The sequence below is a fragment of the Demequina litoralis genome, assembly GCF_030418455.1.
In the GTDB taxonomy this organism is placed as follows: domain Bacteria; phylum Actinomycetota; class Actinomycetes; order Actinomycetales; family Demequinaceae; genus Demequina; species Demequina litoralis.
In genome coordinates, this window is record NZ_JAUHPW010000013.1 from 33,215 (window position 1) to 47,878 (window position 14,664).

Below are 14,664 nucleotides of genomic sequence, written 5' to 3' on the forward strand. Positions count from 1 at the left end.
CCGGACGCGAGGGAGCCCGGCGGCCGCGCGGCCGCCGGGCTCCCCAGGGCGGCTAGCGGATGCTGATCTCGAACAGCGTCGTCGTGCCGGACACCTCGTTGGCCACCGCGAGCAGCGGCGCGCCCGACGGCGAGTCCGCCGCGGGGATGAACGCGAGGCCCTCGGGGCCGAGGTCGCCGGCGGACGCGAGCTCGTCCTCGGGGTCGAACCCGAAGTCGCGGTTGCTCACGTAGGTGACGAACGTCGATGCGGCGGGATCGGTGACGTCGTAGACCATGACGCCGCCGACGCGCTCGAGGCCGACGAACGCGTACGTGCGTCCCTCGACCTCGCCGATCGTCACGCCCTCGGGCTCGGGCCCCTTGTTGTCGGAACGGTTGTCGAGCTCGTTGTTGGTGTTGCTCGCGTTGAAGGACTCCGGGGCGGCCGCGGCCGTGATCTGCTCGAAGTCGTCGCCCGAGTCGAAGACCTGCGCGCCGTCGGTGGTCCAGATCGAGAACGACCGCGCACCGAACGCGTACAGCTCCTCGTAGCAGCTGCCGTCCGCGCTCAGGCCGGACTCGGGAGTGAAGTCGAGCCTGCCGAGCAGCTCGTTGTCGCCGAGCCCCGCGGCGGGGTTGTCGTCGCACAGGACGAGATCGTCGTATCCGACCGGCTCCTCGTAGTCGCCCCACTCGCGGGCGTCGCCCTCGTTGGCGGTCACCAGGTAGGTCTCGCCGTCGACGGTGTAGGAGGCGATCGCGTCGGGCATGTAAAGCCCGTGGATCGGCCACGTCTGGATGCTGACGCCGCCGTCCCTGTTGGATGCGTCGATGCCGTTGCCCGCGACCGCGTGGTCCTTGGCGCCGAGCGGGAGGATGTCGGTCACGCGCGCGGTGTGCAGGTCCACGACCGCGATCGCGTTGTTCTCCTGCAGCGTCACGTACGCGGTGGTCGACGCGGCGTCGACCGTGACGTACTCAGGCTCGAGGTTGCGCGACACGGGGTGGTTCGCGCCATCGATGCCTGCGAAGATGCGCACGCCCTCGGGCAGGCGGCTGCCCTCGTACGAGTGGAAGGTCGCGGTGCGGACCTTGGCCTGCTTCGGGACCGCGACCGTGCCCGGCAGCGACACCACGCTGATCGTGCCCTCAGGGTCGACGTCGTAGTCGTCGTTCGGCTCGCCCTCGTCGGCGGTGACGGCCCTGCTGCCGTCGGGGGTGATCGTGACCATGTCCGGCTGCGCGCCCACGCGCACCGCGCCGAGCGCCGTGCCGTCGCCCGCGGCGTCGAAGAACACCAGCCAGCCCCTGTCCGTCTTCGGGTCGCTCTCGACCGCGACCAGGACCAGCCCGTCCTCGCGCACGGCGACCGAGTTCGCGACGGCGCCGGCCGGGATCACCGACTTGTCGGCGGCGGTGACGCCCGCGGTGACGAGGTCGAGGAGCTCGGTCGGGTCGGTCGGGTCGCTCGCATCGAGGACGCGCACCTGGCCGGCGAGGGCGTCGACCGTGAAGAGGCGCTGCGTGGCGGCGTGGAACTGCACGATCTCGGCAGCCGACTCGTCGAACACGCCCGTCTCGTGGGTGCCGATGGGCGTGAGAGACAGCGCGGCGTCGCTCGCCGAGTACGCGATCGGGGCGCCGACGATCGCGGCGTAGGCGGGTGCGGCGGCCGCGGCGCCGAGGGCGACGACTGCGCCCACGGCGAGGCCGCGGCGGGCGAGCGGACGGGTGACAGGTGACACGGAGACCTCCATGGCTCGGGCGCGGCCGAGCCCCGGCCGCAGGGGTCGTGCGTGGAACGGTGCGACCGTCGCTTCGGGAGGTTCCTCCCGCCGGCGCCCGGCCGCAATCAACGTATCGACGCGAAGGTGACGAATCGGGCGCCAAGCGGTGAATCCTGGGTGAACGTTCCGCCCCCGCGGTGCCCCCCGCGCGTCGGGACACCTCTTGCTCCCGGGCGCGACGGGCATGGAGGCGCGGCCCGCCGCCGCCGCGTCGTCCCTTCTCACGCCGCAAAGGGACGATGCGCGCCGCCGCCTCCGTCGGGGTGTCCACGATGCGGGCGTCGCGTCCCACCGCATCGTCCTAGACTCGGCCTCATGACGCAGACCCCCGACATCAAGCCCCGGTCGCGCCAGGTCACTGACGGCCTGGAGGCGACCGCGTCCCGCGGCATGCTCCGCGCGGTCGGTCTCGGCGACGAGGACTTCGCGAAGCCGCAGATCGGCATCGCGTCCTCGTGGAACGAGATCACCCCCTGCAACCTGTCGCTCCAGCGCCTCGCCGCATCGTCCAAGAACGGCGTGCACGCCGGCGGCGGCTACCCGCTCGAGTTCGGCACCATCTCCGTGTCGGACGGCATCTCGATGGGCCACGAGGGCATGCACTTCTCGCTCGTGTCGCGCGACCTCATCGCGGACTCGGTCGAGACGGTGATGATGGCGGAGCGCCTCGACGGCTCGGTGCTGCTCGCCGGCTGCGACAAGTCGCTGCCCGGCATGCTCATGGCCGCGGCCCGCCTCGACCTCGCGAGCGTGTTCCTCTACGCGGGCTCGATCATGCCGGGCCACGTCACCCTCTCGGACGGCACGTCCAAGGACGTCACCATCATCGACGCGTTCGAGGCGGTCGGCGCGTGCGCCCGCGGCCTCATGTCCGAGGAGGACCGTCTCGCGATCGAGAAGGCGATCTGCCCGGGCGAGGGCGCGTGCGGCGGCATGTACACCGCCAACACGATGGCGTCCGTGGGCGAGGCCCTCGGTATGTCGATCCCCGGCTCCGCCGCCCCGCCGAGCGCGGACCGTCGCCGCGACTACTACGCCCACAAGTCGGGCGAGGCGGTCGTCAACATGCTGCGTCTCGGCATCACGGCGCGCGACATCATGACCAAGGAGGCGTTCGAGAACGCCATCGCCGTCGTCATGGCGTTCGGCGGCTCGACCAACGCCGTCCTCCACCTCCTCGCGATCGCGAACGAGGCCGAGGTCGACCTCACGCTCGACGACTTCGCGCGCGTGGCCTCCAAGGTCCCGCACCTGGGCGACCTCAAGCCGTTCGGCCAGTTCGTCATGAACGACGTCGACCGCGTGGGCGGCGTGCCCGCCGTCATGAAGACGCTGCTCGACGCGGGCCTCATGCACGGCGACGTCATGACGGTCACCGGCAAGACGCTCGCCGAGAACATGGACGAGCTCAAGCCCGCCGCCATCGACGGTCGCGTGGTCCGTGCGCTCAACAACCCGATCCACAAGACCGGCGGCATCACCATCCTCAAGGGCTCGCTCGCCCCCGAGGGTGCGGTGGTGAAGTCGGCCGGCTTCGACGACGACGTCTTCGAGGCCACCGCCCGCGTCTTCGACCGCGAGCGGGCCGCGCTCGACGCCCTCGAGGACGGCACCATCCAGGCCGGCGACTGCGTCGTCATCCGCTACGAGGGCCCCAAGGGCGGCCCCGGCATGCGCGAGATGCTCGCCATCACCGCCGCGATCAAGGGCGCGGGCCTGGGCAAGGACGTCCTCCTCATCACGGACGGCCGCTTCTCCGGCGGCACCACGGGCCTGTGCGTCGGTCACATCGCGCCGGAGGCCGTCGACGGCGGCCCCATCGCGTTCGTGCGCGACGGCGACAGGATCACGCTCGACGTCGCCAACGGCACGCTCGAGCTGCACGTCTCCGACGAGGAGCTCGCCGCCCGCCAGGAGGGCTGGGAGCCCATCCCCGCGCGGTTCACCAAGGGCGTGCTGGGCAAGTACCAGAAGCTCGTCGGCTCGGCCTCGCGCGGCGCCGTCCTCAGCTGAGCCCCGCGGCTCGACCGCCTTCGAGCGCCCCGTCCGGTCCCGCCGGGCGGGGCGCTCGTGCGTCGAGACGATGCGTGGTCCTGGTGGGGCGGGCGAGGCTCGCCCGTCCGCGGCGCGGGCGGCGACCGGCGAGGGCGGCGACCGGCGAGGGCCCGCGAGGGTGCCTCGAGGCCCGTTCCGGGCCCCCAAAAGGTGCAGTCCGGACATCCCCCCGGTGGCATCGCGTGACATCGCCAGGGAAGGTTCCGGAGGGGCGGTGCGTACCGCTAACCTACGGGGACAGTTGACCGAGCCTTGGGGGAGCGATGACCGACGGGGCGCCCGGGCCCGCCGCACGCCGCAGGCGTGCCTCGCGTCGGCTCTGGATCCCCGCGGCGCTCGGCGCGATCGCCCTCGCGGTCGCCCTCGGCGTCGACGTCGCGCAGTCGAAGGTCGAGGCCGCCGACGCCGTCGCTGCCGCGCAGCCCGACGCCGGCGGCCACGTCGCGGCGTCGTCGGCGCCGGTCGAGACCTCCGCGGCGCCCGACGTCGACGACCCGGCGCTCGCGACGTCGTCGATCCTCGGCAGCGCAGACGCGGTCGCGGCCGACGCATGCCTGCCCACCGAGGTCCCCACCACCACGGTGGAGGCGGGCCGCTCGGTGCTTCCGACCGACGCGGACGCGACCACCGAGGCCTCCGACCCGAGCCAGACCGGTCTGGACGTCACCTACGCGGGGCCGCAGTTCTCGGCGGACGGCAAGCGACTCTTCTCGCTGCTCCGGCACGACGGCTCGTCGACCGCGGAGCTCTTCAGCACGCCGACGGTGACCTCGATGGTCGCGCTCGGGAGCGACTGGGTCTCGGCGCCCGTGGAGTGGGACCCGGCCGGCGCCACCGCGGCGGTCGCGCGCCGCATGAACGACGGCACGCTCGAGCTCGTCACGGTCGACGGACAGAGCGGGGCGGTGTCCTTCCTCGCGAAGTTCCCCGCAGCCGTCGCGGGCGGGCTGAGCTGGTCCGACGACGGTGCCTGCATCGCGCTCGCGGTCACGGACGACCTCTCGGCCGCGACCGACGAGCCTCGCTACCAGGACTACGAGATCGCGGTCGTGCGCGTCGCGGACGGCGCGACCACGTGGATCGGCACGGGTGCCTACCCGCGGTTCCTGCCGGACGGCGACGTGATGTACCTCGGTCCGCGCGCGAGCGGCCGCCTCGCGTACTGGCGTGCCTCGTCCGACGGCACCGAGCGCACGCTCCTCACCGCCCTGTCCACCGACCCCGGCTCGACCCGGTTGAGCTCCGACCGCGAGGCCGTCGCCTACGTGGTCGAGGGCGAGTCGCTCGAGGTGCGCGTCGCGGACACCGGCGCGCGTGGCAGCCGCCTGGTGGCACGCATCGACGGCGCCTCGTGGGGCTACGTCAAGTGGATGGCGGACGACTCGTCGCTCCTCGTCACCGGCGCCCAGCCCTCCGGCCGGCCGCGCTTGTGGACCATCGACATCGAGTCCGGCGACGTAACGCGGGTCAAGACGCCGGGTCTCACCCGCCAGGAGCGGCTCTCGTACGCCGCACCCGTCCCCGACGGCTCCGGCGTCGTCGTGATGGTGAACTCGACCCGCGGCGACGCGCCCGTCTCGCGCCCGGTGCTGCTGAGCGGCGGAGACGCCGTCGACCTCACGCGGCCCGTCGCTGGCTGGGCGTCGTGCGCCCCCACGTGGGCCCCCGACGGCGACACCCTCGCGACCTGTCACGCGCGCTCGACCGTCGACGGCGAGACGGTGCCCGGCAGCCTCGTCCTGACTCGCCGTTGAGCCGCGCGGCCTGCGGTCCGACATGCCCGGCCGGACCTGCGCGACGACCCGATGACCGGACCCGACCCAACCTCCGACGAGGTTCTCGCGTTCCTCAGGCGAGAGGGGTGATCGGATCGTGGTGACCAAGGCGTCGCAACCCATGTTCGATGCGCTGTGCGGCGAGCGGTACGGGCGCCTCATGGCGTTGGCGACGATGCTGGCGGGGCCCGATGAAGCGCCCGACCTCGTGCACGACGCGATGATCGCGGTGTTCGCCAAGCACCGGCGGTTCGCGTCGTTGAACGCGGCGGACGCGTATGTGAGGCGCGCGATCGCGACGCGCTTCATCGACCGGGGGCGTCGTCGCACGCGCCACGACGCGACGGTGAAGCGGCTTGCCGCGCAGACGCCTTCGGCGCACGAGGACCACCTGCCCGAGCCGCGACCGGATCTGGACCTCGCGCTCATGGAGCTCCCGCCGCGTGTCCGAGCGTGCGTCGTCCTCCGGTACCTCGACGACCTCAGCGTGCGCGACACCGCCGGCGCGCTCGGCCTGTCGGAGGGGGCTGTCAAGCGCTACGTCTCCGACGGGCTCGCGGCGCTCAACGCACGGCTGGGCACGGACGCGCGCCCGGACGACTCGGATCGGGTGCCCGTCGGCACCGTGAGGGGGCAGCGATGACCAGCCTCGAGGACATGATGAGGGACCGCGAGCGTGCCATCGCGTCCAGCACCACCGTGCCGACCGCGACCACGATCGGTGCGCTCGGCTCCGTGGCACGCCGCCGCCGTCGCACGAGGTCCGCGATCGCCGCGGGCGCCGCGGTGGCCGCGGTCGGCGTGATCGGCGGCGTCGGGGCGCTCGCGCTCGGCGCCCGAGCCGACGTCCCCGCTCCCGCCGCGCCGACGAGCTCCGCCTCGCCGAGCGCCAGTGCCAGCGCCGTACCCGGGCCGACGGCCTCAGCCTCGCCGAGCGCCGAGCCCTCGCCGGATCCCGACCTGCCTCTAGCGCAGATCGTGCCCGGCTACGCTCCCGTGCCACAGCTGTCCGCGGAGGCGATCCCGTGGGGCGAGGTGGGTCCCGGTTGGTTCGTCGTCACACTTCACGACGACGTCGACCAGCAGACGCTGTTCGCAGACCAGACGGACCCCTGGGATCCCGCCGTGCTCCCGGCGTACGAGGGAAGCCTCTCGCTCGTGTCCCCGGACGGCGACTGGTATGCCGCGCGGACGCTCGACGAGCTCGGGAGCGGTCTCCCGCTCGCCTGGGACGGTGCGAACCTGTGGACTGGGACCACGCTGTACCCGGGCTCCGAGCACGGCTTCTACGACATCGACCTCGTGAGCGTCGAGACCGGGGCTCCGGCGGGATCCATCGACAGGGTGCCGTGGGAGCTCGCCGCGCCTTTCGCGCCCGGCGAGGCGCTCGTGTACGCCTGGGGCGGCGAGGGCCTCGCCAACGTCGTCGCGACCGCCGCACCAGGCGGGGCGGGCGCCTGCAGCGACCTGCCGCGAGGCTTCTTCGCGGCCGGATGGGAGCCGCGGGACATGTCGTACCTGTACTCGCCCGTCGACGGCGGCCGCATCGTCTGCTTCGGCTTCGCCGACGACTCGTCCCGCACGAGGGTGTGGCTGGTCGACGTCGACGACGTCGCGCGGAGCGAGCTGCTCGCCGAGTTCGCCCACCCGGCGACCCGCTACAGCTTCGTCGGCTGGATCGACGACGACACGTTCCTCTTCGCCCGCAGGCCCGAGTCGGGGCCCGGCGCGGAGGCGCTCTTCCGCTACGACCTTCGTGACGGGTCGATCACCGAGGTGGACGCCTCGATCTACGCCGACGTCCACTACCGGTCCACGGAGGGGTACTTCCATCGCGTCAGCCAGCGGCACATCGTCGCCTCTCTGGTCGACGGGGGGTGGGAGGTGGCGCTGTACGGGCTCGACGGCTCGCCCGTGGCGACCATCGAGGGCGTCTGCCCGAGCGACGACCGGGGGCTGTCGAGCGAGACGCGGACGTCCGGCGACCGTCTCATCGTGACCTGCCCGACGGACGGTGACGTCGCGATGTACGACCTGGGGAGCGGCGCCCCCGTGGGCAGCTGGGACGTGGGTGCCGGTCGCATCCTGCAGGCCTTCGACCATCCGGACCGATGACCGCCCCCGCGGACCCAACCGATCCGCGACCGGCATCGTTATCGACACGAGACCGGGAGGATGCATAACCGTCACCCCGTGTCGCTAAGTTGCCAGGCAGGACGACGCCGATCTACCGGGGGGGTAGCGATGACCGACGACCGAGCGGGGTGGCTCGAGGTGCTCAAGGCGCCCAAGGTGTGGATCCCCGCTGCTGCGGCGGTGACGGTGATCGCGGTCTCGGTCGGCCTCATCGTGACGACCACCGCGCGACGGGACGATGCGGTGGCCGCCGTCGGTGCATCGTCCGGCCCGACGCCGAGCGCGTCGGTGACATCCCAGGCGGGCGACCCCGACGTGGTCGTGGCGGCGGCGGAGTCGCCGACACCTTCCCCGTCGCCCTCGGTCAGCGCAAGCGCCGACCCGACCGAGGACGAGGATGCGTTCGTCCCGATGGGGGACGATGACCTGACGATGCCCGTCGCCGAGCCCTGCGTGCCGGTGCCGGCGGCGGTGACCCCGGTCGCGCACCAGGAGGGAGTGCTCCCGACCGCTACCGGTGCCACCACCACGGTTGTGGAGCCCAGGCCGACGCAGGAGCTCTCCGCCTTCCTGGATCCCGCGTTCTCCGCGGACGGCACCACGCTTGCCATGGAGGAGTCCGGCGAGGGCAGGTCCACCGTGCGGCTGTTCGACACGGCCACCATGGACACGGTCGCCGCCCTCGTGTCCGACGACGACGCCGCGTTCGCCTGGGACCCGTCGGGCACCAGGCTCGCTGCCGCACGGGTCGTCGACGACGCGCTCCGCGTCGAGATCGTCGACCCCGCGTCCGGCGACGCCTCGGTCCTGGCGGAGCTCGCCTTCCACGAGCCCCAGGCTCTCGCCTGGTCGACCGACGGATCCTGCCTGGCCGTGTCGTCCCGAAGCATGACCATCAGCAACGACGACGAGCGTCGCGTCTGGGTGCACCACATCTCGCTGATCCGGGTCTCGGACGGCGAGGTGGTGCGGCTCGGGCGAGGTTCGGACCCCGTCTTCGCGCCGGATGGCGGCCTGCTCTTCCGCGCGCCGGACGAGGCCGAGACCGTCCGCCTCATGCGGGCTGTACCCGGCACCTACGAGGTGGAGCTGGTCGGCAAGGGCGATGGCCTGGGAGCCACCGCGCTGCTGACCCTCTCCGGCGTCGACCCGTCACCGGACGCGCGCCACGTCGCCTACCTCGACCGTGGCACCGAGGGGCGCAGCCTCCGGGTGGCCGCGACTGACGGGTCGAGCGACATCGAGGTCGCGTCGCTGGATGCCTCGCGCGCCATGCTCGTCGGCTGGTCGCCCGACGGCTCGACCGTGCTGGTGAAGAGCTTCGTCGGACCGATGGACGTCGAGCTGCTCGCGATCGAGGTGACGAGCGGTGCCGTCACCGTGGTCGACGTGCCCCTGAACACGGGGGAGTGGATCGCGGGCGGGTCGTTCACCGCGGACGGCTCGGGCGTGCTCGTCGCGGTGAACAAGTGGCGCAAGCCGGGCGAGAACAACTCCTCGCGGATGGTGCTCGTCACCGACGCGGGCGCGCGTCAGGTCGGGGGCACGCAGCGGGGCTGGGCCCACTCGGCGCCCACGTGGTCGCCCTCGGGCGATGTCCTCGTGATGTCCGCCGGTCAGATCCTCACCCGGGACCTCGAGCTGGACGGCAGCCTCGTCGTGACCCGCCGCTGAGCGGCGCCCACCCCGACAGCCGGCACGGATCTCACGGCGACACGCCGCGAGCAGGGCGCCAGCTCGCCGGCGGGCCCGGCGCGTCGCGCCCGGATCCGTGCGTACTGTCGGGCGAGGAGAAGGCGACGCTCGTCTCAGTATTCAAGACGGTGAACCACAATGCGAGATTAGTTGTCCATATGGTGACACCCGCCCGGGCCCGGGCGTAGAGTCGCATCCATGCAGACGATCCTTGTACGAGTTACCAGGCGCGCGGACCGCGACCGGTAGCACCGAACTCGTCCGCGCGCTGACCCCGAAGCCGCCAGGCTGAGGGGTTTTCTCATGCGAGGCGGACGCAAGGATCCGTCTCCACCCGACGACCAGGAGAGAAGATGGCTCAGGTTCAGGCCAAGCCGGGCATGCCCGCGGCCCGCATCGCCCGCCAGGCACCGAGCACGACGTCGCTCGCGCGCCCCACGCCGCAGTCGAACCCGGATCCCGCGCTCAACGGCGTCGAGATGACCGGCGCGGAGTCGATCATCCGCTCGCTCGAGTGCGCCGGCGCGACCGACGTCTTCGGCATCCCCGGCGGCGCGATCCTCCCGACCTACGACCCGCTCATGGACTCGTCCAAGCTGCGCCACATCCTGGTGCGCCACGAGCAGGGCGCCGGCCACGCCGCACAGGGCTACGCCCACGCGACCGGCAAGGTGGGCGTCTGCATCGCGACCTCCGGTCCCGGCGCGACCAACCTCGTCACCCCGATCGCCGACGCGAACATGGACTCGATCCCCATGGTCGCGATCACCGGCCAGGTGGGCGCGGCGATGATCGGCACGGACGCCTTCCAGGAGGCGGACATCGTCGGCATCACGGCGCCCATCACCAAGCACAACGTGCTGGTGACGGACCCCGCCGAGATCCCGGCCGCGATCGCGGAGGCCTTCTACATCGCGAGCCACGGCCGTCCCGGCCCCGTCCTCGTCGACATCGCCAAGTCCGCGCAGCAGGCCACGACCACCTTCCAGTGGCCCGGCCGTATCGAGCTGCCCGGCTTCAACGCCGGCGTGCGCCCGCACCAGAAGACGGTGCAGGAGGCGGCCCGCCTGCTCGCGACCGCCCGCCGCCCCGTGCTCTACGTCGGCGGCGGCGTCATCCGCGCCGGCGCGGGGGCCGGCCTGCGCAAGCTCACCGACCTCTCCGGCGCGGCCGTGGTCACCACGCTCATGGCCCGCGGCGCGCTGCCCGACAGCCACCCGCAGCACCTCGGCATGCCCGGCATGCACGGCACCGTCCCGGCGGTGGCGGCGCTCCAGAAGGCGGACCTCATCGTCGCGCTCGGCGCCCGCTTCGACGACCGCGTCACCGGCAACCTCAACAGCTTCGCCCCGCACGCGACCATCGTGCACGCGGACATCGACCCGGCGGAGATCGGCAAGAACCGTGCGGTCGACGTGCCGATCGTGGGTGACCTCAAGGAGGTCTTCGAGGCGCTCGTCCCGGCTCTCGCGCACGAGCACGAGCGCCACGGCAAGCCCGACCTCGAGGCCTGGTGGGCGCAGCTCGACGACTGGCGCACCACGTACGCGCTGGGCTACACGCCCACCAAGGACGGGCTGTCGAGCCCCCAGCACGTGATCCAGCGCCTGGGCCAGCTCAACGACCCCGAGTCGACCATCTACACCTCCGGCGTGGGCCAGCACCAGATGTGGGCGAGCCAGTTCATCCGGTACGAGCGCCCCAACACGTGGATCAACTCGGGCGGCCTCGGCACCATGGGCTTCTCGGTGCCCGCCGCGATGGGCGCGCAGGTGGGCCAGCCCGACCAGACCGTGTGGGCGATCGACGGCGACGGCTGCTTCCAGATGACCAACCAGGAGCTGGTCACGTGCGCGATCAACGAGATCCCCATCAAGGTCGCGCTCATCAACAACTCGAGCCTGGGCATGGTCCGTCAGTGGCAGACCCTCTTCTACGAGGGCCGCTACTCCAACACGGACCTGCACACCGGTCACGGCACGCGCCGCGTCCCCGACTTCGTCAAGCTCGCGGAGGCGATGGGCTGCGTGGGCCTGCGCTGCGAGTCCGACGCGGACGTCGACGCGACCATCAAGCGCGCCAACGAGATCGACGACCAGCCCGTGGTCGTGGACTTCACGGTGTCGCGCGACGCGATGGTGTGGCCCATGGTCGCCGCCGGCACCAGCAACGACGAGATCCAGTACGCCCAGGGCATCGCCCCCAAGTGGGACCGGGAGGACTGAACCCATGACCAAGCACACCCTGTCCGTGCTCGTCGAGAACAAGCCCGGCGTGCTCGCGCGCGTCGCCGGCCTGTTCTCGCGCCGCGCGTTCAACATCCACTCGCTCGCCGTGGGTCAGACCGAGCACCCGGAGATCTCCCGCATCACCGTGGTCGTCGACGTCGACGAGCTCCCGCTCGAGCAGGTGACGAAGCAGCTCAACAAGCTGGTCCACGTGCTCAAGATCGTCGAGCTCGAGCGCGACCGCTCGGTCCAGCGCGACCTGCTGCTGGTCAAGGTGCGCGCGGACGCCCGCCAGCGCACCGACGTCCTCCAGATCGTCGACCTGTTCCGCGCGCACATCGTCGACGTCTCCACGGACTCGGTCGTCATCGAGGCCGTCGGCACGCCCGACAAGCTCGAGGCGCTGCTCGCGGCCCTCGCGCCGCACGACGTCCGCGAGATCGTCCAGTCCGGCACCGTCGCCATCGGCCGCGGCGCCCGCTCCATCACGGAGCGCGCGCTCGACCGCGTCGCCACCGCCTAGCCGCCGGACGATGCGCGGGTGACCGCCGCATCGTCCCTCCGCAGTTCTCACCTACGTACGAAAAGAAATGAAGGAGATCCCCAGCATGGCTGAGCTGTTCTACGAGAAGGACGCCGACCTCTCGATCATCCAGGGCAAGAAGGTGGCCATCGTCGGCTACGGCTCGCAGGGCCACGCCCACGCGCAGAACCTGCGCGACTCGGGTGTCGAGGTCCACGTCGCGCTGCGCGACGGCTCCAAGTCCATCGCGAAGGCGGAGGAGGACGGCTTCACCGTCCAGAACGTCGCCGACGCCACCGCGTGGGCCGACGTCATCATGATCCTCGCGCCCGACCAGCACCAGCGCGGCATCTACGCGGACGAGATCGCGCCGAACCTCGCGCCGGGCAAGGCCCTCGCGTTCGCGCACGGCTTCAACATCCGCTTCGGCTACATCGACGCCCCCGAGGGCGTCGACGTCATCCTCATCGCCCCGAAGGCCCCGGGCCACACCGTGCGCCGCGAGTACGTCGCGGGCCGCGGCATCCCGGACATCATCGGCGTCGAGCGCGACGAGTCGGGCCAGGCCTGGGCGCTCGCGCTGTCCTACGCGGCGGCCATCGGCGGCACCCGCGCCGGCGTCATCAAGACCACCTTCACCGAGGAGACCGAGACCGACCTGTTCGGCGAGCAGGCCGTCCTCTGCGGTGGCATGTCGCACCTGGTCCAGGCGGGCTTCGAGGTCCTCACCGAGGCTGGCTACCAGCCCGAGATCGCCTACTTCGAGGTGCTCCACGAGCTCAAGCTCATCGTCGACCTCATGTGGGAGGGCGGCATCGCCAAGCAGCGCTGGTCGATCTCCGACACCGCCGAGTACGGCGACTACGTCTCCGGCCCGCGCGTCGTGACCCCCGAGGTCAAGGAGTCGATGAAGGCGATCCTCGCGGACATCCAGTCGGGCGCGTTCGCCACCCGCTTCATCGCGGACCAGGACGCCGGCGCGCCGGAGTTCAAGGAGCTCCGCGCCAAGGAGGAGTCGCACCCGATCGAGACGACCGGCAAGGAGCTGCGCTCGCTGTTCTCGTGGTCGGCCGCGACCCAGGACAAGGACTACGTGGACGGCTCCGCCGCGCGCTGATCCTGCTCACCTGAGCCGATGCGAAGGGGAGGTCCCGTCCGGGGCCTCCCCTTCGTCGTGCCGCCGTCCGCGCAGCCGCGATCGAGGCGCGCGCGATGTCTCATGATGCGAGACCGCGTTGCCGAATGGTGGACAACGGCCCTAGGATGAGCGGACGACAGGCCGGCGTCGCCGCCCCCGCCCACGAGGCGGACGGGTGGCCCCGCGCCGGCCACGATCACGACTTCGAAGGGGAACCTCATGACGTCCTACCGCCTCGCGGTGGTCGCCGGCGACGGCATCGGTCCGGAGGTCGTGGCGGAGGGGCTCAAGTGCCTCGCCGCCGCGACGGAGGGCACCGGCATCACGTTCGAGACCACCGAGTTCGACCTCGGCGCGAAGCGCTGGCACGCGACGGGGGAGACCCTCACGGATGCGGACCTCGAGGCGATCAAGGGCCACGACGTCATCCTGCTCGGCGCGATCGGCGACCCGACGGTGCCGTCCGGCGTCCTCGAGCGCGGCCTGCTGCTCAAGCTCCGCTTCGAGCTGGACCAGTACGTCAACCTCCGTCCCTCGCGCCTGTACCCGGGCGAGGTCTCGCCGCTGAGCGACCCGGGCGACATCGACTTCGTCGTGGTCCGCGAGGGCACCGAGGGTCCGTACGTGGGCAACGGCGGCGCGCTGCGCGTCGACACCCCGCACGAGATCGCGACCGAGGTGTCGGTCAACACCCGTCACGGTGTCGAGCGCGTGGTCCGCTACGCCTTCGACGTCGCCTCCAAGCGCGAGCGCAAGCACGTCACCCTGGTGCACAAGCACAACGTGCTCGTCCACGCGGGCCACCTGTGGCGCCGCACGGTCGAGGCCGTCGCGCCCGAGTTCCCCGGCGTCACGTGGGACTACCTGCACGTCGACGCGGCGACCATCAAGCTCGTCACGGCCCCCGCATCGTTCGACGTCATCGTCACCGACAACCTCTTCGGCGACATCCTGACCGACGAGGCCGCGGCCATCTCGGGCGGCATCGGCCTCGCGGCGTCCGGCAACGTGAACCCCGACAAGACCGGCCCCTCGATGTTCGAGCCGGTCCACGGCTCCGCGCCCGACATCGCCGGCCAGCAGAAGGCGGACCCGTCCGCCACGGTGCTGTCGGTCGCGATGATGCTCGACTTCCTCGGCCACGCCGAGCTCGCCGCCAAGGTCGAGGCCGCCGTCGCGGACGATGCGGCGGCCAAGGTCGCGGAGGGCTGGGGCCCCCGCACCACGGTCGAGGTGGGCGACGCGCTCGCCGCCCGCATCCGCGGCTAGGCGCGAGGCCCAACGCCACCCGTCGCAGTGGTACCAATCGCTACGAGGTCGCACCAAGTCGTAGCGATTGGTACCAC

Annotated in this window: 10 protein-coding genes; 9 read left to right on the plus strand and 1 reads right to left on the minus strand. The window is 71.9% G+C overall.

The window, feature by feature from the left end; all coding sequences use genetic code 11:
• Nucleotides 1-52 precede the first annotated feature (52 nt).
• Nucleotides 53-1,726, minus strand: coding sequence for a choice-of-anchor I family protein (locus tag QQX09_RS13720; RefSeq protein ID WP_301135778.1), 1,674 nt, complete (start codon nucleotides 1,724-1,726; stop codon nucleotides 53-55).
• Nucleotides 1,727-2,083: 357 nt separating this feature from the next.
• On the opposite strand from QQX09_RS13720, the gene ilvD reads away from it, so the two are divergent.
• The 9 genes from ilvD (at nucleotide 2,084) to QQX09_RS13765 (ending at nucleotide 14,587) form a co-directional block, all read left to right on the plus strand.
• Nucleotides 2,084-3,781, plus strand: coding sequence for a dihydroxy-acid dehydratase (gene ilvD, locus QQX09_RS13725; protein WP_301135780.1), 1,698 nt, complete (start codon nucleotides 2,084-2,086; stop codon nucleotides 3,779-3,781).
• Nucleotides 3,782-4,086: 305 nt separating this feature from the next.
• On the plus strand, nucleotides 4,087-5,577 hold the full coding sequence (locus QQX09_RS13730) for a TolB-like translocation protein (RefSeq protein WP_301135781.1): 1,491 nt from the start codon (nucleotides 4,087-4,089) through the stop codon (nucleotides 5,575-5,577).
• 142 nt (nucleotides 5,578-5,719) lie between these two features.
• A complete protein-coding gene (locus tag QQX09_RS13735; RefSeq protein ID WP_301135783.1) occupies nucleotides 5,720-6,241 on the plus strand; it encodes a sigma-70 family RNA polymerase sigma factor in 522 nt (173 codons plus the stop codon).
• Entirely contained in the window at nucleotides 6,238-7,713 is a 1,476-nt protein-coding gene (locus QQX09_RS13740; protein ID WP_301135784.1) for a hypothetical protein, read from the plus strand. The genes QQX09_RS13735 and QQX09_RS13740 overlap by 4 nt, the downstream gene beginning before the upstream one ends.
• A gap of 129 nt (nucleotides 7,714-7,842) precedes the next feature.
• On the plus strand, nucleotides 7,843-9,408 hold the full coding sequence (locus tag QQX09_RS13745) for a WD40 repeat domain-containing protein (protein WP_301135786.1): 1,566 nt from the start codon (nucleotides 7,843-7,845) through the stop codon (nucleotides 9,406-9,408).
• A 374-nt stretch (nucleotides 9,409-9,782) separates the two neighbouring features.
• Nucleotides 9,783-11,654, plus strand: coding sequence for an acetolactate synthase large subunit (locus tag QQX09_RS13750; protein ID WP_301135788.1), 1,872 nt, complete (start codon nucleotides 9,783-9,785; stop codon nucleotides 11,652-11,654).
• 4 nt (nucleotides 11,655-11,658) lie between these two features.
• A complete protein-coding gene (ilvN, locus tag QQX09_RS13755; protein WP_062298032.1) occupies nucleotides 11,659-12,180 on the plus strand; it encodes an acetolactate synthase small subunit in 522 nt (173 codons plus the stop codon).
• 85 nt (nucleotides 12,181-12,265) lie between these two features.
• Nucleotides 12,266-13,297, plus strand: coding sequence for a ketol-acid reductoisomerase (gene ilvC, locus QQX09_RS13760; RefSeq protein ID WP_301135791.1), 1,032 nt, complete (start codon nucleotides 12,266-12,268; stop codon nucleotides 13,295-13,297).
• Nucleotides 13,298-13,537: 240 nt separating this feature from the next.
• Complete coding sequence (locus tag QQX09_RS13765) at nucleotides 13,538-14,587, plus strand: 3-isopropylmalate dehydrogenase (RefSeq protein WP_301135793.1); 1,050 nt, start codon at nucleotides 13,538-13,540, stop codon at nucleotides 14,585-14,587.
• Nucleotides 14,588-14,664 lie beyond the last annotated feature (77 nt).